General features: G+C 71.2%; 13 protein-coding genes. 3 read left to right on the top strand and 10 right to left on the bottom strand.

Annotated elements, in window-relative coordinates; genetic code table 11:
* Positions 1 to 83 precede the first annotated feature (83 nt).
* A complete protein-coding gene (locus tag ACIBHX_RS25970; protein ID WP_397069827.1) occupies positions 84 to 2,807 on the top strand; it encodes a BTAD domain-containing putative transcriptional regulator in 2,724 nt (907 codons plus the stop codon).
* A 92-nt stretch (positions 2,808 to 2,899) separates the two neighbouring features.
* Complete coding sequence (locus ACIBHX_RS25965) at positions 2,900 to 3,742, top strand: LLM class flavin-dependent oxidoreductase (RefSeq protein WP_397069826.1); 843 nt, start codon at positions 2,900 to 2,902, stop codon at positions 3,740 to 3,742.
* Here ACIBHX_RS25965 and ACIBHX_RS25960 read toward each other — a convergent pair.
* Positions 3,731 to 4,429 (bottom strand): DUF2786 domain-containing protein, encoded by a 699-nt coding sequence (locus ACIBHX_RS25960; RefSeq protein ID WP_397069825.1) that lies wholly within the window; start codon positions 4,427 to 4,429, stop codon positions 3,731 to 3,733. The two genes, ACIBHX_RS25965 and ACIBHX_RS25960, sit on opposite strands and share 12 nt — an antisense overlap.
* 14 nt (positions 4,430 to 4,443) lie before the next feature.
* The gene (locus tag ACIBHX_RS25955) at positions 4,444 to 5,682 is read right to left on the bottom strand and encodes a hypothetical protein (RefSeq protein WP_397069824.1); all 1,239 of its coding nucleotides are present in this window, start codon (positions 5,680 to 5,682) and stop codon (positions 4,444 to 4,446) included.
* Positions 5,683 to 5,823: 141 nt separating this feature from the next.
* Here ACIBHX_RS25955 and ACIBHX_RS25950 point away from each other — a divergent pair, with 141 nt between their 5' ends.
* Positions 5,824 to 6,438, top strand: a complete 615-nt coding sequence (locus ACIBHX_RS25950) for a metal-dependent phosphohydrolase (protein WP_397069823.1) — start codon at positions 5,824 to 5,826, stop codon at positions 6,436 to 6,438.
* Here ACIBHX_RS25950 and ACIBHX_RS25945 read toward each other — a convergent pair.
* From ACIBHX_RS25945 to ACIBHX_RS25910, 8 genes are all read right to left on the bottom strand, one after another.
* Positions 6,409 to 6,672 (bottom strand): DUF4031 domain-containing protein, encoded by a 264-nt coding sequence (locus tag ACIBHX_RS25945; RefSeq protein ID WP_397069822.1) that lies wholly within the window; start codon positions 6,670 to 6,672, stop codon positions 6,409 to 6,411. The genes ACIBHX_RS25950 and ACIBHX_RS25945 overlap by 30 nt on opposite strands.
* On the bottom strand, positions 6,669 to 7,415 hold the full coding sequence (locus tag ACIBHX_RS25940; protein WP_397069821.1) for an HAD family hydrolase: 747 nt from the start codon (positions 7,413 to 7,415) through the stop codon (positions 6,669 to 6,671). Before ACIBHX_RS25940 ends, ACIBHX_RS25945 begins: the two co-directional genes overlap by 4 nt.
* A 19-nt stretch (positions 7,416 to 7,434) precedes the next feature.
* On the bottom strand, positions 7,435 to 8,604 hold the full coding sequence (locus ACIBHX_RS25935; protein ID WP_397069820.1) for a cytochrome P450: 1,170 nt from the start codon (positions 8,602 to 8,604) through the stop codon (positions 7,435 to 7,437).
* Positions 8,605 to 8,705: 101 nt separating this feature from the next.
* On the bottom strand, positions 8,706 to 8,969 hold the full coding sequence (locus tag ACIBHX_RS25930; RefSeq protein WP_397069819.1) for a hypothetical protein: 264 nt from the start codon (positions 8,967 to 8,969) through the stop codon (positions 8,706 to 8,708).
* A 195-nt stretch (positions 8,970 to 9,164) separates the two neighbouring features.
* Positions 9,165 to 10,481, bottom strand: coding sequence for an alpha-L-fucosidase (locus ACIBHX_RS25925; RefSeq protein WP_397069818.1), 1,317 nt, complete (start codon positions 10,479 to 10,481; stop codon positions 9,165 to 9,167).
* Between the two features lie 9 nt (positions 10,482 to 10,490).
* Positions 10,491 to 11,309 carry a carbohydrate ABC transporter permease gene (locus ACIBHX_RS25920; protein ID WP_397069817.1) on the bottom strand — a complete coding sequence of 273 codons (819 nt, stop codon included), beginning with the start codon at positions 11,307 to 11,309 and terminating at the stop codon, positions 10,491 to 10,493.
* Positions 11,299 to 12,141 carry a carbohydrate ABC transporter permease gene (locus ACIBHX_RS25915; RefSeq protein ID WP_397069816.1) on the bottom strand — a complete coding sequence of 281 codons (843 nt, stop codon included), beginning with the start codon at positions 12,139 to 12,141 and terminating at the stop codon, positions 11,299 to 11,301. Before ACIBHX_RS25915 ends, ACIBHX_RS25920 begins: the two co-directional genes overlap by 11 nt.
* Complete coding sequence (locus tag ACIBHX_RS25910) at positions 12,138 to 13,400, bottom strand: ABC transporter substrate-binding protein (RefSeq protein ID WP_397069815.1); 1,263 nt, start codon at positions 13,398 to 13,400, stop codon at positions 12,138 to 12,140. Before ACIBHX_RS25910 ends, ACIBHX_RS25915 begins: the two co-directional genes overlap by 4 nt.
* Positions 13,401 to 13,438 lie beyond the last annotated feature (38 nt).

Here is a 13,438-nt window from a genome sequence, read left to right as displayed (position 1 = left end):
GACGCAACACCGCGCAAGGCTCCCCTACCACCGCATAACGGGCGCATAGGTGATCTGTAACATCTGCCTCGCTGGAGGTGCAGATGGAGTTCCGCGTGCTCGGACCGGTCGAGGTCCACGTCGACGGCCGGGCCGTGCCCATCCCCGGTCCTCGGCCGCGGGCGCTGCTCGCGGCGCTGCTGCTCTCCCCCAACCGGCTCGTCACGGTCGACCGGCTGGTGGACGCGATCTGGGGGGAGGAGCCGCCCGCCTCGGCGGTGCCCAACCTGCGCCAGCACGTGACCGCGTTACGCCGGATGCTGGGGCCCGAGTCGTCGAGGATCTCCGGGCAACCGGGGCGCGGCTACCGGATCGAGCTCCTGCCCGGGGAACTCGATCTCGACGTCTTCACCGACCTCGTGGCCCGGGCACAGCAGGAAGGGGAACCGGGCCTGCTCGGGCAGGCGCTGGCGGTGTGGCGGGGCGAGCCGCTGCAGGACCTCCCGCCTCACCCGATCTTCACCTCGGCGGCCGGCCGGCTCGGCGAACGCCGCCTCGCCGTACTGGAGGACTGGTTCGAGGCCAGGCTGGCCTCGGGAGGGCACGACGAGCTCCTTCCCGAGCTGCGCGCCCAGGTCGTCGAACATCCGCTGCGCGAGCGTCTGTGGGCGTTGCTGATGCGCGCCCTGCACCAGGCCGGCCGGCGGGGCGACTCGCTGGCCGCCTACGCCCGGGCCGGCGCCGTCCTGGCCGACGAGCTCGGCGTCGAACCCGGCCCCGAGCTCCAGGAGTTGCACGCCCGCCTGCTTTCCGGCCCGCGCGCGACCTGGGTTCCCAGGCAGCTGCCGCCCGCCGCCGGTCACATCACCGGCAGGGACTCGGCGCTGGCCAGGCTCGACCGGCTGAGCCAGGAGTCCTCGGCCGTGGTCATCGCGGTGATCGACGGCGGGGCCGGCGTGGGCAAGACCACGCTGGCGGTGCACTGGGCGCACCGGGCTCAGGCCCGCTTCCCCGACGGGCAGCTGTACGTGGACCTGCGCGGCTTCGACGCGACCTGCTCGGTCATGGCGCCGGCCGACGCCGTGCGCGGCGTCCTGGAGACCTTGGGCGTGCCCGCCGAGCGGATGCCGGCCACCCTGGAAGCGCGGACCGCGCTGTATCGCAGCCTGCTCGCCGATCGCCGGGTGCTGGTCGTCCTCGACAACGCCCGCGACGCCGAGCAGGTCAGGCCGCTGCTTCCCGGCTCGCCCGGCTGCATGGCGGTGGTGACCAGCCGCAACCGGATGCCCGGACTGGTAGCGGCGCAGGGCGCGCACCCGCTGTCGCTCGACCTGCTGCCGGTCGCCGAGTCCCGCGAGCTGCTCGCCCGCCGCCTGGGACAGGCTCGCGTCCAGGCCGAGCCGGACGCGGTGGAGGAGATCATCGCCAGGTGCGCGCGGCTGCCGCTGGCGCTGGCGGTCATCGCCGCCCGCGCCGCCGGCCGGCCCGGCCTCCCGCTGGCCGCGCTCGCGGCCGAACTGCGCGCGACCGCCGGCCTGCTGGACGCCTTCGACGGCGAGGACGTGGCCACCCAGGTGCGGGCGGTGTTCTCCTGGTCCTATCGGGCTCTGGGTGCGGGCGCCGCGCGGCTGTTCCGGCTGTTCGCCGTGCACCCGGGGCCCGATCTGGGCCTGACAGCGGCGGCCGGCCTGGCCGGAGTGCCGCCGCGGCAGGCCCGGCTGCTCCTGGCCGAGCTGACGCGCGCCCACCTCGTCCTCGAGCACGTGCCCGGCCGCTACAGCTTCCACGATCTGCTGCGCGCCTACGCCACCGAACTGGTCCACGCCCACGACCCGCTCGCCGAGCGCCAGGCCGCGCTCCGCCGCCTGTTCGACCACTACCTCCATACGGCCTGCGCCGCCGCCAGGCTGCTGAGCCCGCACCGGGAACCCTTCCCGCTCGCCCCCTCTGCACCGTACGTCGCCCTGGACGAGCCCGCCGACCACCGGTGGGCGCTGTCCTGGTTCGCCGCCGAGGACGCCGTCCTGCTCGCCACCATCACGCAGGCGGCCGACACCGGGCACGCCACCCACGCCTGGCAGCTGGTCTGGGCGGTCTCGCCGTACCTGGACCGGCGCGGGCGCTGGCACGAGCAGATCGCCGTCCAGAAGACCACCCTGGCCGCCGTGCTGCAGGAGGGCGACCTGGCCGGGCAGGCGCACACCCACCGCAGCCTCGGCTGGACCTACACGCGGCTCGACCGCCACGCCGACGCCCACGCCCACCTCCGGCTCGCCCTGGAGCTGTACGGCGAGCTCGGCGACCACACGGGCAAGGCCCACACCCACGGCAACCTTTCGGGCGTACTGGAACGGCAGGGCCGCCCGCGCGAGGCGCTCGGCCAGGCCCAGGCGGCGCTCGAGCTGTACCGAGCCGCCGGGCACACGGCGGGTCAGGCCAGGGCGCTCAACGCCGTCGGCTGGCAGCACGCCCTGCTCGGCGACCACGCGCAGGCCCTCGAGCACTGCCAGGCGGCCCTCGCGCTGCACGAGGAGACCGGCGACAGGCACGGGCAGGCCACGACGTGGGACAGCCTGGGGTACGCCCACCACCACCTCGGCGCGCACCGGCGGGCCGTCACCTGCTACGAGCAGGCCCTCGACCTCTTCCGCGAAGGCGGCGACCGCTACAACGAGGCCGACACGCTCACCCACCTCGGCGACACCCACCACGCGGCGGGAGACGCGCCCGCCGCGCACCGAGCCTGGCGCCAGGCCCTCGACATCCTCCACGACCTCGACCACCCGGCCGCGGCCGGCATCCGCGCCAAACTCCTCCCCAAGGACTGAAGCTGTCGTCGATCAGCGTTCCGGCAGGTGGATGATCGCCCACGGGCATGGCGGCCCCGGGTTCGCACAAGACCGCAGGTAGCGTTCGGGGTATGAGCCGGATCGGGATCGGGCTGCCGGCGGCCGTGCCGGGTGCCGACATGAGCCTGCTGGGGCGGTGGGCGGCCGAGAGCGAGCGGGCCGGGTTCGAGTCGGTCGGAGTGATCGATCGGCTGGTCTACGACAACGTGGAGCCGTTGACCGCGCTGGCCGCGGCGGCGGCGTGCACCGAGCGGGTCGAGCTCGTCACGACCGTGCTGAACATCGGGTGGCGGAACAACGCGGTGCTGCTGGCCAAGCAGCTGGCGTCCGTGGAACTGATCTCCGGGGGGCGGCTGACGGCGGGGCTGGGGCTGGGCGGGTGGCCGGAGGACTTCGTGGTCAGCCACGCTCCCCGCCCGCGTCACGCGCTGTGGGATTCGACGTTGCGGACGATGCGCGAGGTGTGGTCAGGGAAGGTCAGCGGCCAGGGCGGGCCGATGACCGTACTGCCCGAGGGGCGGCCGAGCCTGCTGTTCGGCGGGATGGTGCCTGCGGCGTTCCGGCGGGCGGCCGCGCACGGGCAGGGGTGGGTGGCGCCGCTGTCCGGGCTGCGGCTCCTGCAGGAGGGCGTCACGGCGGTACGGCGGGCCTGGGCGCACGCCGGCAGGGACGGGCAGCCGCGGATCGTGACCGGGCGGTACTTCGCCCTCGGGGAGGACCCGGACGCGTACCTCCGCCACTACTACGGCGACTCCTACTTCCCGATGGTCAGGGCCGACACGCTCACCACGGCCGAGGAGCTCGGAGCCGAGCTGGCGCGGCTGGAGGAGGCAGGCGCCACGGACGTGGTGCTCTACCCGGCATCGCCGGGGCTGGACCAGATAGAACGGCTGGCCGAAGCGCTACCCGCCTGACGAACCGAGAGCCGGCGCGAAAACCTGCCCGACGCCGGTACGGCCGAGGTCGGCGTGGCGGCCCGCCTCGACGCCGTCGCGGTAGCCGGTGCCGCTGGTGCGCGGAATGCTGACCCGGATGCGCGGATACCGCTCGGCCACTGCCCGATCCACCTCGGCGCCCCGGTCGGCCAGCACCAGGGCCGTGCCGGGTGAGGCGTCGGCGACGGCGGCGGACTCCGCCACGCGCAGCAGCCGATAGACCTCGTCGGTGAAGCCGAGCAGCCACGACCGCCGGTAGGCGCGCACCGCGGTCACGGTGGGCGATGGCCGTACCCGGGAAAGGCCGGAGGCCATCTGCAGCAGCAGCGAGGTGGCCAGCAGGTCGGCGCGCTCCAGGTCGGCGGCGAAGCCGAAGATGTGCACCCGGTGTCCGCCGTCGCCGCGTCCGATGAGCAGCGGACGGCAGCGGACGGCCTGGGCGACGAGCGAGACCAGGCGGGCCTTCTCGCGCGCCCACGGGTTGGGCAGGGTGACGACCCGGTCGGCGGGGCTGCTCCTGACCTCGCCAGGAGCCAGGGACTCGATGCCGTACTTGGCCATCAGCGCGGAGGCGGCCGCCATGAAGGTGGCGCGCTCGTGCTCGTTGTCGGTCCGTTCGGCCTTGGCCAGCAGCTTCCTGACGCGATCGAGCGTGCGCTCCCTCAACCGGCTCCCCGCCTTCAGGACTTGGTCAGCACCCGCCCGTCGTCGGAGATGGCGGGGAAGGCGCCGGTGTCGACTATGCCGTGCTGCTGGTAGAGGGCCTCGATCAGGGCGTGCGCCTGCGGCTCCAGCTTCCACAGGGCACGATACTCGCGCGCGGAGGCCAGCGAGACGCCGATCTCCTGGGCGATGTCGACCGTCCGCGGCACGATGCCCTTGGCGATCTGCCGGTCCCAGTAGACCCGCGCCGACCGCATCAACGCGGCGCGCTCGGCGGTGCTGACCACCTGCGGGGTGGTGTCGAAGACCTCGATGTCCTCGTCCTCGTCCTTGACCAGCTCGACCAGGGCCGGAGGGAGAGCCGGGCGGGCGGGAACCGGTTCCTGCTCGGCGTCGCGCTCCCACGGCACGCGCGGGTCGGCGTCGATCAGGGCGGAGGTGTTGTAGAGCGCGGCGATCTGGGCCAGGAGCGCTTCCTGGCGCCCCTGGTCGACGGCCAGCCCGGTGTGCTCGACGGCCTGGTCCATGGCCTTGTCGAGCCTGGCGAGCGCGGCGCGGACCTTGCGCTCAGGCGCGCCGCCCTCGCGCAGCGCCTTGGCCTTCTTGGCGGCCAGGGCGACGCGGGTGAGCCTGCGGTGGGCGTCGACCTCGCTGGCCGTACGGTCGCTCACCTCGGCCAGGCCGACGCGGACCAGCAGCCGCTCGGGGGTGAGCCGCCAGTTGATGCGGCCGGTGCCGCGGATGCGGTGACGCTCGATGGCCATGCCGCGCTCCCACAGCCAGGCCGCCACCAGCGGCGCGGCCAGGCGGAAGACCGCCTCGGGGAGGCTGCGCGCGTCCATGCTGGACAGCACCGCGGTCAGGCAGGTCAGCGCCCACACGGCGATGCCGTCGATACCGGCGGAGAAGTTCTCCCGCATGTTGCGCCTGGCCCGCACGGCGCTGGTGATGATGGCGACCTCGATGAAGGCGAACAGCAGAAACCGCAGCGGCCCGTTCAGCCCCAGCACGTCGCCCGAGAAGCGCCACATGCCCTGCGCGGACACGCCCGTCGCGATCGAGGCGGCCACGATCGTGAGGATGTCCTCGATGGGACGCACCGCGACATAGCGGGCGATCAGCCACACGGAGCCGCGCCAGACGATCCTGACGGCGAAGTACAACAGGGCCAGCCCTACCAGGCCGAGAACGGCGATGACGGCGGTGGCGACGGGCTTGTCCGAGACGAAGGCAGCTATTTCCTCGAATGTGGGCATCAGTCACTATCCGTGAGGTTCAAACTCGGGCCGTATAACAGCGAGATCATTGCAGAATGTCGGCTTCCTGTACGGCAAACGCAGCCCACTGCCCCATTTGCCCCAGTTTTCCCTCACGGAACACGGCGTAAGATCTTTACCGTGCTGGAACGCTGGCTCGCGGTCGCGGGCGACTCCCCCGCCGCGGCATCGGTGGGCGCGGAGCTGATCGCGCGCTGGTCCGAGCCGCATCGCCGCTACCACACCCTCGATCACCTGCGCGCGGTGCTCGAGGCGGTCGACCTGCTGGCCGCCGAGGCCGCCGATGTCGACGCGGTACGGCTGGCGGCCTGGTTCCACGACGCCGTCTACGACGGGCGGCCGGGCTGGGACGAGGAGCGCAGCGCCGAGCTGGCCCAGGCACGGCTGCCGCGCTGCGGGATCGGCGCGGACAGGATCGGCGAGGTGGCCCGGCTGGTCCGGCTCACCGCCGCGCACGACACCCTGCGGGAGGGCGACGCCGACGGGGCCGTGCTGTGCGACGCCGACCTGTCGGTGCTGGGGCGCGACGGCTACGAGGCCTACACCCGGCAGATCAGGCAGGAGTACCGCCACGTGCCCGACGAGCTGTTCACCGCGGGCCGCTCCGAGGTGCTGCGCAGGCTGCTGGCCGTACCGCGGCTGTATCGGACGCCGCGCGCGCGGGAGCTGTGGGAGGCCCGCGCGCGGGAGAACATGAGCGCCGAGCTAGCGGCGCTTGCGGCGGCGCAGGCCTGAGGCGATGAGGCGGCGCAGCAGCTCCTGGGAGCTGACGAACTCGGCGCCCAGTTCGACGGCGCGCGCGTGGGCCGTCTCGGGCACGTCGTAGTGGTCGCGGTCGAAGGCGCGGTTGGGCACGCCGAGCAGCACCGCGAAGTCGTGCAGCTCGTCCAGGGAGCTGTCGCTGACCAGATGGGACCACATGAGGCCGCGGGGGCCCGGCCAGATCGGGGGATCGATGAGCACGCTCACGTGGTCAAGGGTAGGACCCTGCCCTGAACGGTCACCTCGCCGAGGTCTGCGACGACCAGGTCGGCGTCCTGCTCGCCGAGCTCGGCGCCCTGGCCGAGCCGGTCCACCGCGATGACCAGACCGAAGCCGCCCTTGCGGCCCGCCTGCAGGCCGGGCAGGGCGGAGTCGACCACGGCCACCTTGGCGGCGGGCAGGTCCAGACGGCGGGCGGCCTCGAGGAACAGCGCGGGATCGGGCTTGCCCGGCAGGTTCATCAGCGCCGCGTCATTGCCGTCGACCAGCAGGTCGAACAGGTACATGACGCCCGCGGACGTCACCATCTTGCGCCCGTGCAGGCTGGCCGAGACCGCCGCGGTGCGGGCGCCGCGCCTGCGCAGCTCGTGCAGCAGCGCGACCGTGGACGGGAAGGCGGCCACGCCGTACTTTTCCACCTGTTGCATGAAGTAGCGGTCCTTGGCCAGCCCGAGCCCGTGCACGGTCGGCGCGCCCGGCTCGTCGTCCGGCGCCCCCTCGGGCAGTTCGATGCCGCGCGAGGCCAGGAACGTGCGCACGCCGTCCAGCCGAGGACGCCCGTCGACGTGGCGCAGGTAGTCGGCGCGGATGTCGAAGGGCTCGGAGCGGCCGCGTAGGAACGCGTCGAAGGCGTGCTTCCAGGCGGCCGCATGCACCCGGGCGGTGTCGGTGACCACGCCGTCAGTGTCGAAGACGACGGCGCGGACCGCAGTCAGATCAATACCCTCCACATACGTGAACGTACGCGCTTTACCAGGAGACGGGTAGCTTCTCCACGCCGTAGACGATCGCCAGCTTGCGGAAGGGGACCTCGCCGTCCACGCGCAGCGTCGGAAACCGCCGCAGCAGCGCGGGATAGGCGATGCGCATCTCCATCTGGGCCAGCGGCGCGCCGACACACCGGTGGATGCCGTGGCCGAAGGCCAGGTGGGAGCCGGCCACCTCGCGGTCGGGCAGGACCTGCTCGATGCCCTCACCCAGCTTGGGGTCGCGGTTGGCGGCGGCGAGCGAGCAGAGGACCATCTCGCCCTTCTTGATCGGCGTGCCGAACAGGTCCAGGTCCTCACGGGCGAAGCGGGGGAAGGCGACCTGCACCACGGTCATGTAGCGCAGCAGTTCCTCCACGACCTGGACCACGTAGCCGTCCTCGTCGCGGACGCGGGCGGCCACGTCGGGGTTCTCCAGCAGCCACAGGGTGCCCAAGGCCAGCATGCTGGTGCTGGTGTCGTGGCCGCCGACCAGCAGGCCGTCGGCCATCGAGGCCAGCGTGCGATCGTCCAGCTCGTCGCCGTGATCGCGGATCAGCTGGCCGAGCAGGCCCTCGCCGGGCTTCTCCCGCTCGCGCCCCACCAGGTCGGTCAGGAACGTCATCGCGTCGTTGATCGCCTGCAGCGACGCCTCGGGCCCGGCGGTGAAGTCGAAACGGTCCTTGCTGATCTTCAGGAAGTCGGACCGCTCGTCGTAGGGCACACCGAGCAGCTCGCACACCACAAGCGACGGGATCGGCAGCGCGAAGGCCTCCACCAGGTCAACCGGCTTGTCGGAGGCCTCGATGCGGTCGAGGTGCTCGTTGACGATGTCCTCCACCCGCGGCTCCAGCCTGCGCAGGCGGCGCATGGTGAACTCGGGCGTCAGGAACTTGCGCAGCCTGGTGTGCTCGGGCGGGTCGCGGAAGCCGAGCCCGCCCGGGTCCTCCTGGTTGGAGCCCAGTCCGATCACATTGCCGAAATCATTGCTGAAGCGCTCGTGGTCGCCGAGCACGGCTCGCACGTCCTCATAGCGGGTGACCAGGTACACCATCTGGCCGCCCGGGATCTCCATGGGGAAGACCGCCTGCTCCGTCCGGATGCGCGCGAGCTCGGCCACGGGGTCGAACCCCTCACGCATGAACTGGACGAGGGGGAACTCGTTATCCGACATCTAAATCCGTCCTGCTGGGGATACATCAGATGATGTTGGGACAAAACCCTCCATAGATGGTCCCATCCGCGAGGACGGGATCTGGCCAGGATGCTGCCAGATCAGGGATGAACCAGGGTTGCGTTCGTCTCATCCCCGGTCAGGATCCGTTCCGCCTCCGGCGGCCCTGGCAGCGGTGCCCGCGCCGAGAGCGACGGCGGCGCGGGTTTGGGCCTGCGCGGCTCCCTGACCCCGCCGTCGCCTCCCATCGGGTCGCCGGGGAGGTCGTCGTCATCCGGGCCGTGCGGCTCGCCCGGGCCGTAGCCTGGTTTCCAGCTCGGTGCGCCACTGGTGAGTGCGCGGCGCCTGCGCGATCGCTTGCTCACCCGGCCATTGTGCGCGACTTTCCGCCCCGTGTCTCGTGCGCCGCCGCAACACCCCTAAATGCTCTTCTTGTACGCCTGCTCTTGTACGGCTACCGCCGCACTTCCGCGCACGCGCCGTAAGTGGCCGGCCTCTGTCCTGGCCGGCCGGGAAGGCTCACGGGGTTGCTCGCCGCAACGCGCGCCTGTGGGCGTGGGTCAGGCTTGTCCTGGCACCAGGAGTACGGCGGCGGGTAGTTCGCGCATCTGCTCTGGGATGGTGACATATCCGTCTATTACCTCGGCGGGCCCATCCCCCCAGGTCATGAAATTTCCGGTCAAGTCGTCGGGCAGGCGGAACCGGCCCGCGGAAGGGTCGAGCACGATCACGTTGAGCGTGCCGTCCGGCCGTACCGTGTAGCGGACCGGCACCCCCACCGGCTCGGCGTGCCGCCGCCACGGCCGCGTGCCGTAGATCGCGCCGGCGTGGTCGCGCAGCCACGCCCCCAGGTACCGCAGCCGCTCCACCTGGTTCTCCGGCAGCGTCCCGTCGCCGCGCGGGCCGATGTTGAGCAGCAGGTTGCCGTTCTTGGCCACGGTGTCGGCCAGCAGGTGCACCAGCTGGGCGGGCCCGATCAGGTGCCGGTCGTCCTCGGCCCTGTTGTAGCCGAACGAGCGGCCCAGCCCCCGGGTGGCCTCCCACACCCACGGCGTCGTCCGCCCCTCCGTGGTGTACTCGCGGGTGCGGAAGCCCAGGTGCGGCACGCCCCACCGGTCGTTGACCACGCCGTCGGGCACCGCGGCGTAGTAGCGCTCGAAGAGGGACTTGAGGCTGTACGGCCCGGCCGCCTTGGCCGAGTCGGGCCAGTCGATGTCGTTCCACAGCACGTCGGGCGCGTGCCGGTCGATCAGCTCGGCGACCTGGTCGAAGCAGTAGCGGGCGAAGGCCTCGTCGTTGCGGCGGAAGGTGAACAGGTCGGTCGAGGAGCGGATGGGCGGGAAGTGCGAGACGTGCCAGTCCAGCGCCCCCGAGTAGTAGCAGCCGAAGCGCAGCCCCTCGGCCCGGGCGGCGGCGGCCAGCTCGGCCACCACGTCCCTGCGTGGCCCGCGATGCAGGCTGCCGAAGCGGGTCGTGGCGGTGTCCCACAGGCAGAACCCGTCGTGGTGCTTGGCGGTCGGGATCACGTAGCGGGCGCCGCACTCGGCGAACAGCGCCATCCAGCCCTCAGGCGCCTTGGGCTGCCACTGGTCGGCCAGGTCCTCGTAGGAGGTGCCGACGCCGAAGTTCCGCTCGTGGTGTTCGGCGGTCGGCGAGCCGGGGATGCGGACGGTGTTGGCGTACCACTCGGCGTACTGGTGGTGGCTGTAGTCCAGCTCGACGGGCACGTCGGGCCCCGGATAGGCCCAGCCGGGCACCGAGTACAGCCCCCAGTGCACGAACACGCCGAACTTGGCGTCCCGGTACCACCCGGGCACATCCCTGGAGGGGTAGTCCACACCGAGGTCGGGCCCGGTACGTCGATCGAAAGCGAACATGGAGTCCTTTCAGCGTCCGGCGAGCCCGGCGGTGGCGATGCCCTTGACCAGGTGCTTCTGCAGCGCGATGAGCAGCAGCAGGGTGGGCAGGATGGAGATGATCGAGGCGGCCATGACCAGGTGCCACTGGTTGCCGTTCTGGCCGAAGAACAGCTGTAGTCCGAGGGGCACGGTGCCGCGCGCGGTCACGTCGTTGATCATGATGAGCGGCCAGAGGAAGCTGTTCCAGTAGGTGATGAAGGTGAACACGGCCAGAACGCCCAGCGCGGGCCTGGCAAGCGGGAGCATGATGCGCACGAAGATGCGCAGCTCACCCGCGCTGTCGATGCGCGCGGCCTCCCGCAGCTCGCCGGGCACGCTGCGGAAGAACTGCCGCAGCAGGAACGTGCCGAACGCGGTGAAGGCCCACGGGAAGATCAGCGACTGGTAGCTGTCGACCCAGCCGAAGGCCTGCATGAGCAGGAACATCGGCACGACCAGCACCTCCTGCGGCACCATCAGCGTGGCCAGGAACAGCAGGAACACCCCGTCCCTGCCGCGCCAGCGCAGCGCGGCGAAGGCGTAGGCCGACAGCGCCGAGGCGCACAGCACGACCACCGTCCCCGCGCCGGCGACCAGCACGCCGTTCAGGATGTAGCGCTGGAACGGCACGTAGGCGAAGACGTCGGAGAAGTTCTGCCAGCGCAGCGAGGAGCCGACCAGCGAGGCCGAGCCGAACGTCTCCCCCGGCGGCTTCAGCGCCGTGGCGACCGCGAAGATCAGCGGATACAGGAACGCCAGCGCCACCCCGGCCAGCAGCACATGGGAGATCACGCTTCTAGCTCTCATAGTGCACCCACCGCTGCTGGCCGAGGAACTGCACGCCGGTCACCAGCAGGATGATCGCGAACAGCACCCACGCGCCCGCCGCCGCAAGCCCGAGGTCGCGCGCCTGGAACCCGGCCTGGTAGATGTCCATGACCAGGGTCTCGGTGGCGTTGCCCGGGCCGCCCGCGGTCAGGATGTAGGGCTGGGTGAACACCTGCAGCGCGCTGATCACCGTCATGATCGTGGCGAAGAACAGCGCCGGTGAGATCAGCGGCAGCTGCACCCGCAGGAGCCTGCGCCAGCCGGTCGCCCCGTCGATCGCGGCGGCCTCCAGCACCGGCTTGGGCATCTCGTTGATGGCCGCGGAGAAGACGATCAGGTTGTAGCCGAAGCCCTGCCAGACACTCATCGCCACCACCGACAGCAGCGCGGTGTGCCCGTCGGCCAGCAGGTTGGGCTCCCTGCCGATCTGCTGGAACAGCAGTTTCCAGATCACCGCGTTGGCCACCATCGGCGTGATCGCCGGGATGAAGAACAGCACCCGCCACAGGTTCTTCCAGCGCGAGTGGCTGATCCAGAACGCCAGCCCGAGCGCGACCACGAGGTTCAGCGGCACGTACAGCCCGGTGAAGACGAACGTGTTGCGCAGCGCCGCGAGGAAGTTGGGATCCTCACCGAACAGGTAGCGGAAGTTGTCGAGCCCGATGAACTCCTGGGTGCCCAGCATGGGCCACTGGAAGAAGCTCATGACGACCGCCATGCCGACAGGGAACAGCGTGAACAGTCCGAGCCCGAGCACGCTCGGCGTGGCGAAGCCGAGCGCGCTCCACTGCTCGGCGCGGCTGAGCCTCACTGGCCCCGCGCGCCCTGCTGCTGGATGGCCGACAGCGCGTCCTTGGGGCTCTGCGCCCCGGTGTAGGCCTGCAGGAGGTACTGCGCCATGGTCTTGTTGACCGTGTCCCAGTTCTTCGTCGTGAACAGCGGCACTCCGCCGGCGAGACCGTCCTTGATCGCGGCCATCGCCTGCTGCACGCCCTCGGCGTTGTCCGGATTCGCCTTGACCAGGAACTGCTCGTAGTCGGCCTGCTGCGCCGTACGGGCCGGGAAGCCACGCCCCGCTCCGGCGAGATACCCCTGCGCCTCGGCCCCGGCCAGGATCGACACCGCCTTGATCGCCTGCTCCTTGTACGGGCACGACTTGGCCACGCCGAAGCCGGAGTTGGCGACGTAGGTCTTCGACCCGTTCGGCCCGGCGGGCAGTGGCGCGAGGCCGACCTTGAACTTGGCGTCCTTCAGTGTGGAGCCGACGTCCCAGGAGCCGTCGACGGCCATCATGGCGTTGCCGTTGACGAACTGGGTCTCGCCCCAGCCGCCGTCGGAGGAGCTGGCAGGGACGCTACCCGCCTTGCTCTTGGCCAGGCCGGCGTACCAGGTGAGCGCGTCGACCATGGGCTGGGCATCCATCTGCAGCTTGAGGTCGTCGGTGACCGGGCGGGCGCCGTTGTAGGACAGCAGCAGCGACAGCGTGTGCAGGTCGGAGAACGACATGCCGAAGCCGCTCTTGCCGCCGGTCGACAGCGCCTTGGCGGCCTTTTCGAAGTCGGCGATCGTCCAGCCGGCCTTCGGCTCGGGCAGACCGGCCTTGGCGAAGGCGTCGGCGTTGTAGTACAGCAGCATCGAGGCCAGGTCGAAGGGCAGGGCGAGCTGCTTGCCGCCCATCTTCAGCGCCTCCAGCGCGGCGGGCGCGAAGCCGTCGCCGGGCGTGAGCGGCTCCATCAGGTCGGCGTAGGCGCCCAGCCGCAGGCTCTGCAGGGACACCACGCAGGCCTGCTTGCCGGCGGCGAACTCGGTCTGCAGCTTGGTGAAATAGTCGTTGAACGGCGCCGTGCGCAACTTGATCTTGATCTTCGGGTCCTGCTGGGTGACGAGCTGGGCGAGATGATCCAGCTGGACCTTCTCGTCCTCGCTGCCCGCCCACATCTCCCAGTCGAGCGTGACCGCGCCCGCCGAGTCCTTCGTGCCGCCGGCCGTACTCGATCCTCCGCCGCCGCATCCGGCGGTCAGCGCCGCCACTAATCCGGTCGCCAGCAGGACCCTGCCGCTGTGTCGCATGAGCCTCGCCCCTAGTATTTTCGGTGACGAATTTATTA

The organism is Nonomuraea sp. NPDC050536 (genome assembly GCF_044457685.1).
Taxonomy (GTDB): domain Bacteria; phylum Actinomycetota; class Actinomycetes; order Streptosporangiales; family Streptosporangiaceae; genus Nonomuraea.
Note: the sequence above shows the minus strand (reverse complement) of the source record. Positions and strands in the feature narration are given on the sequence as shown.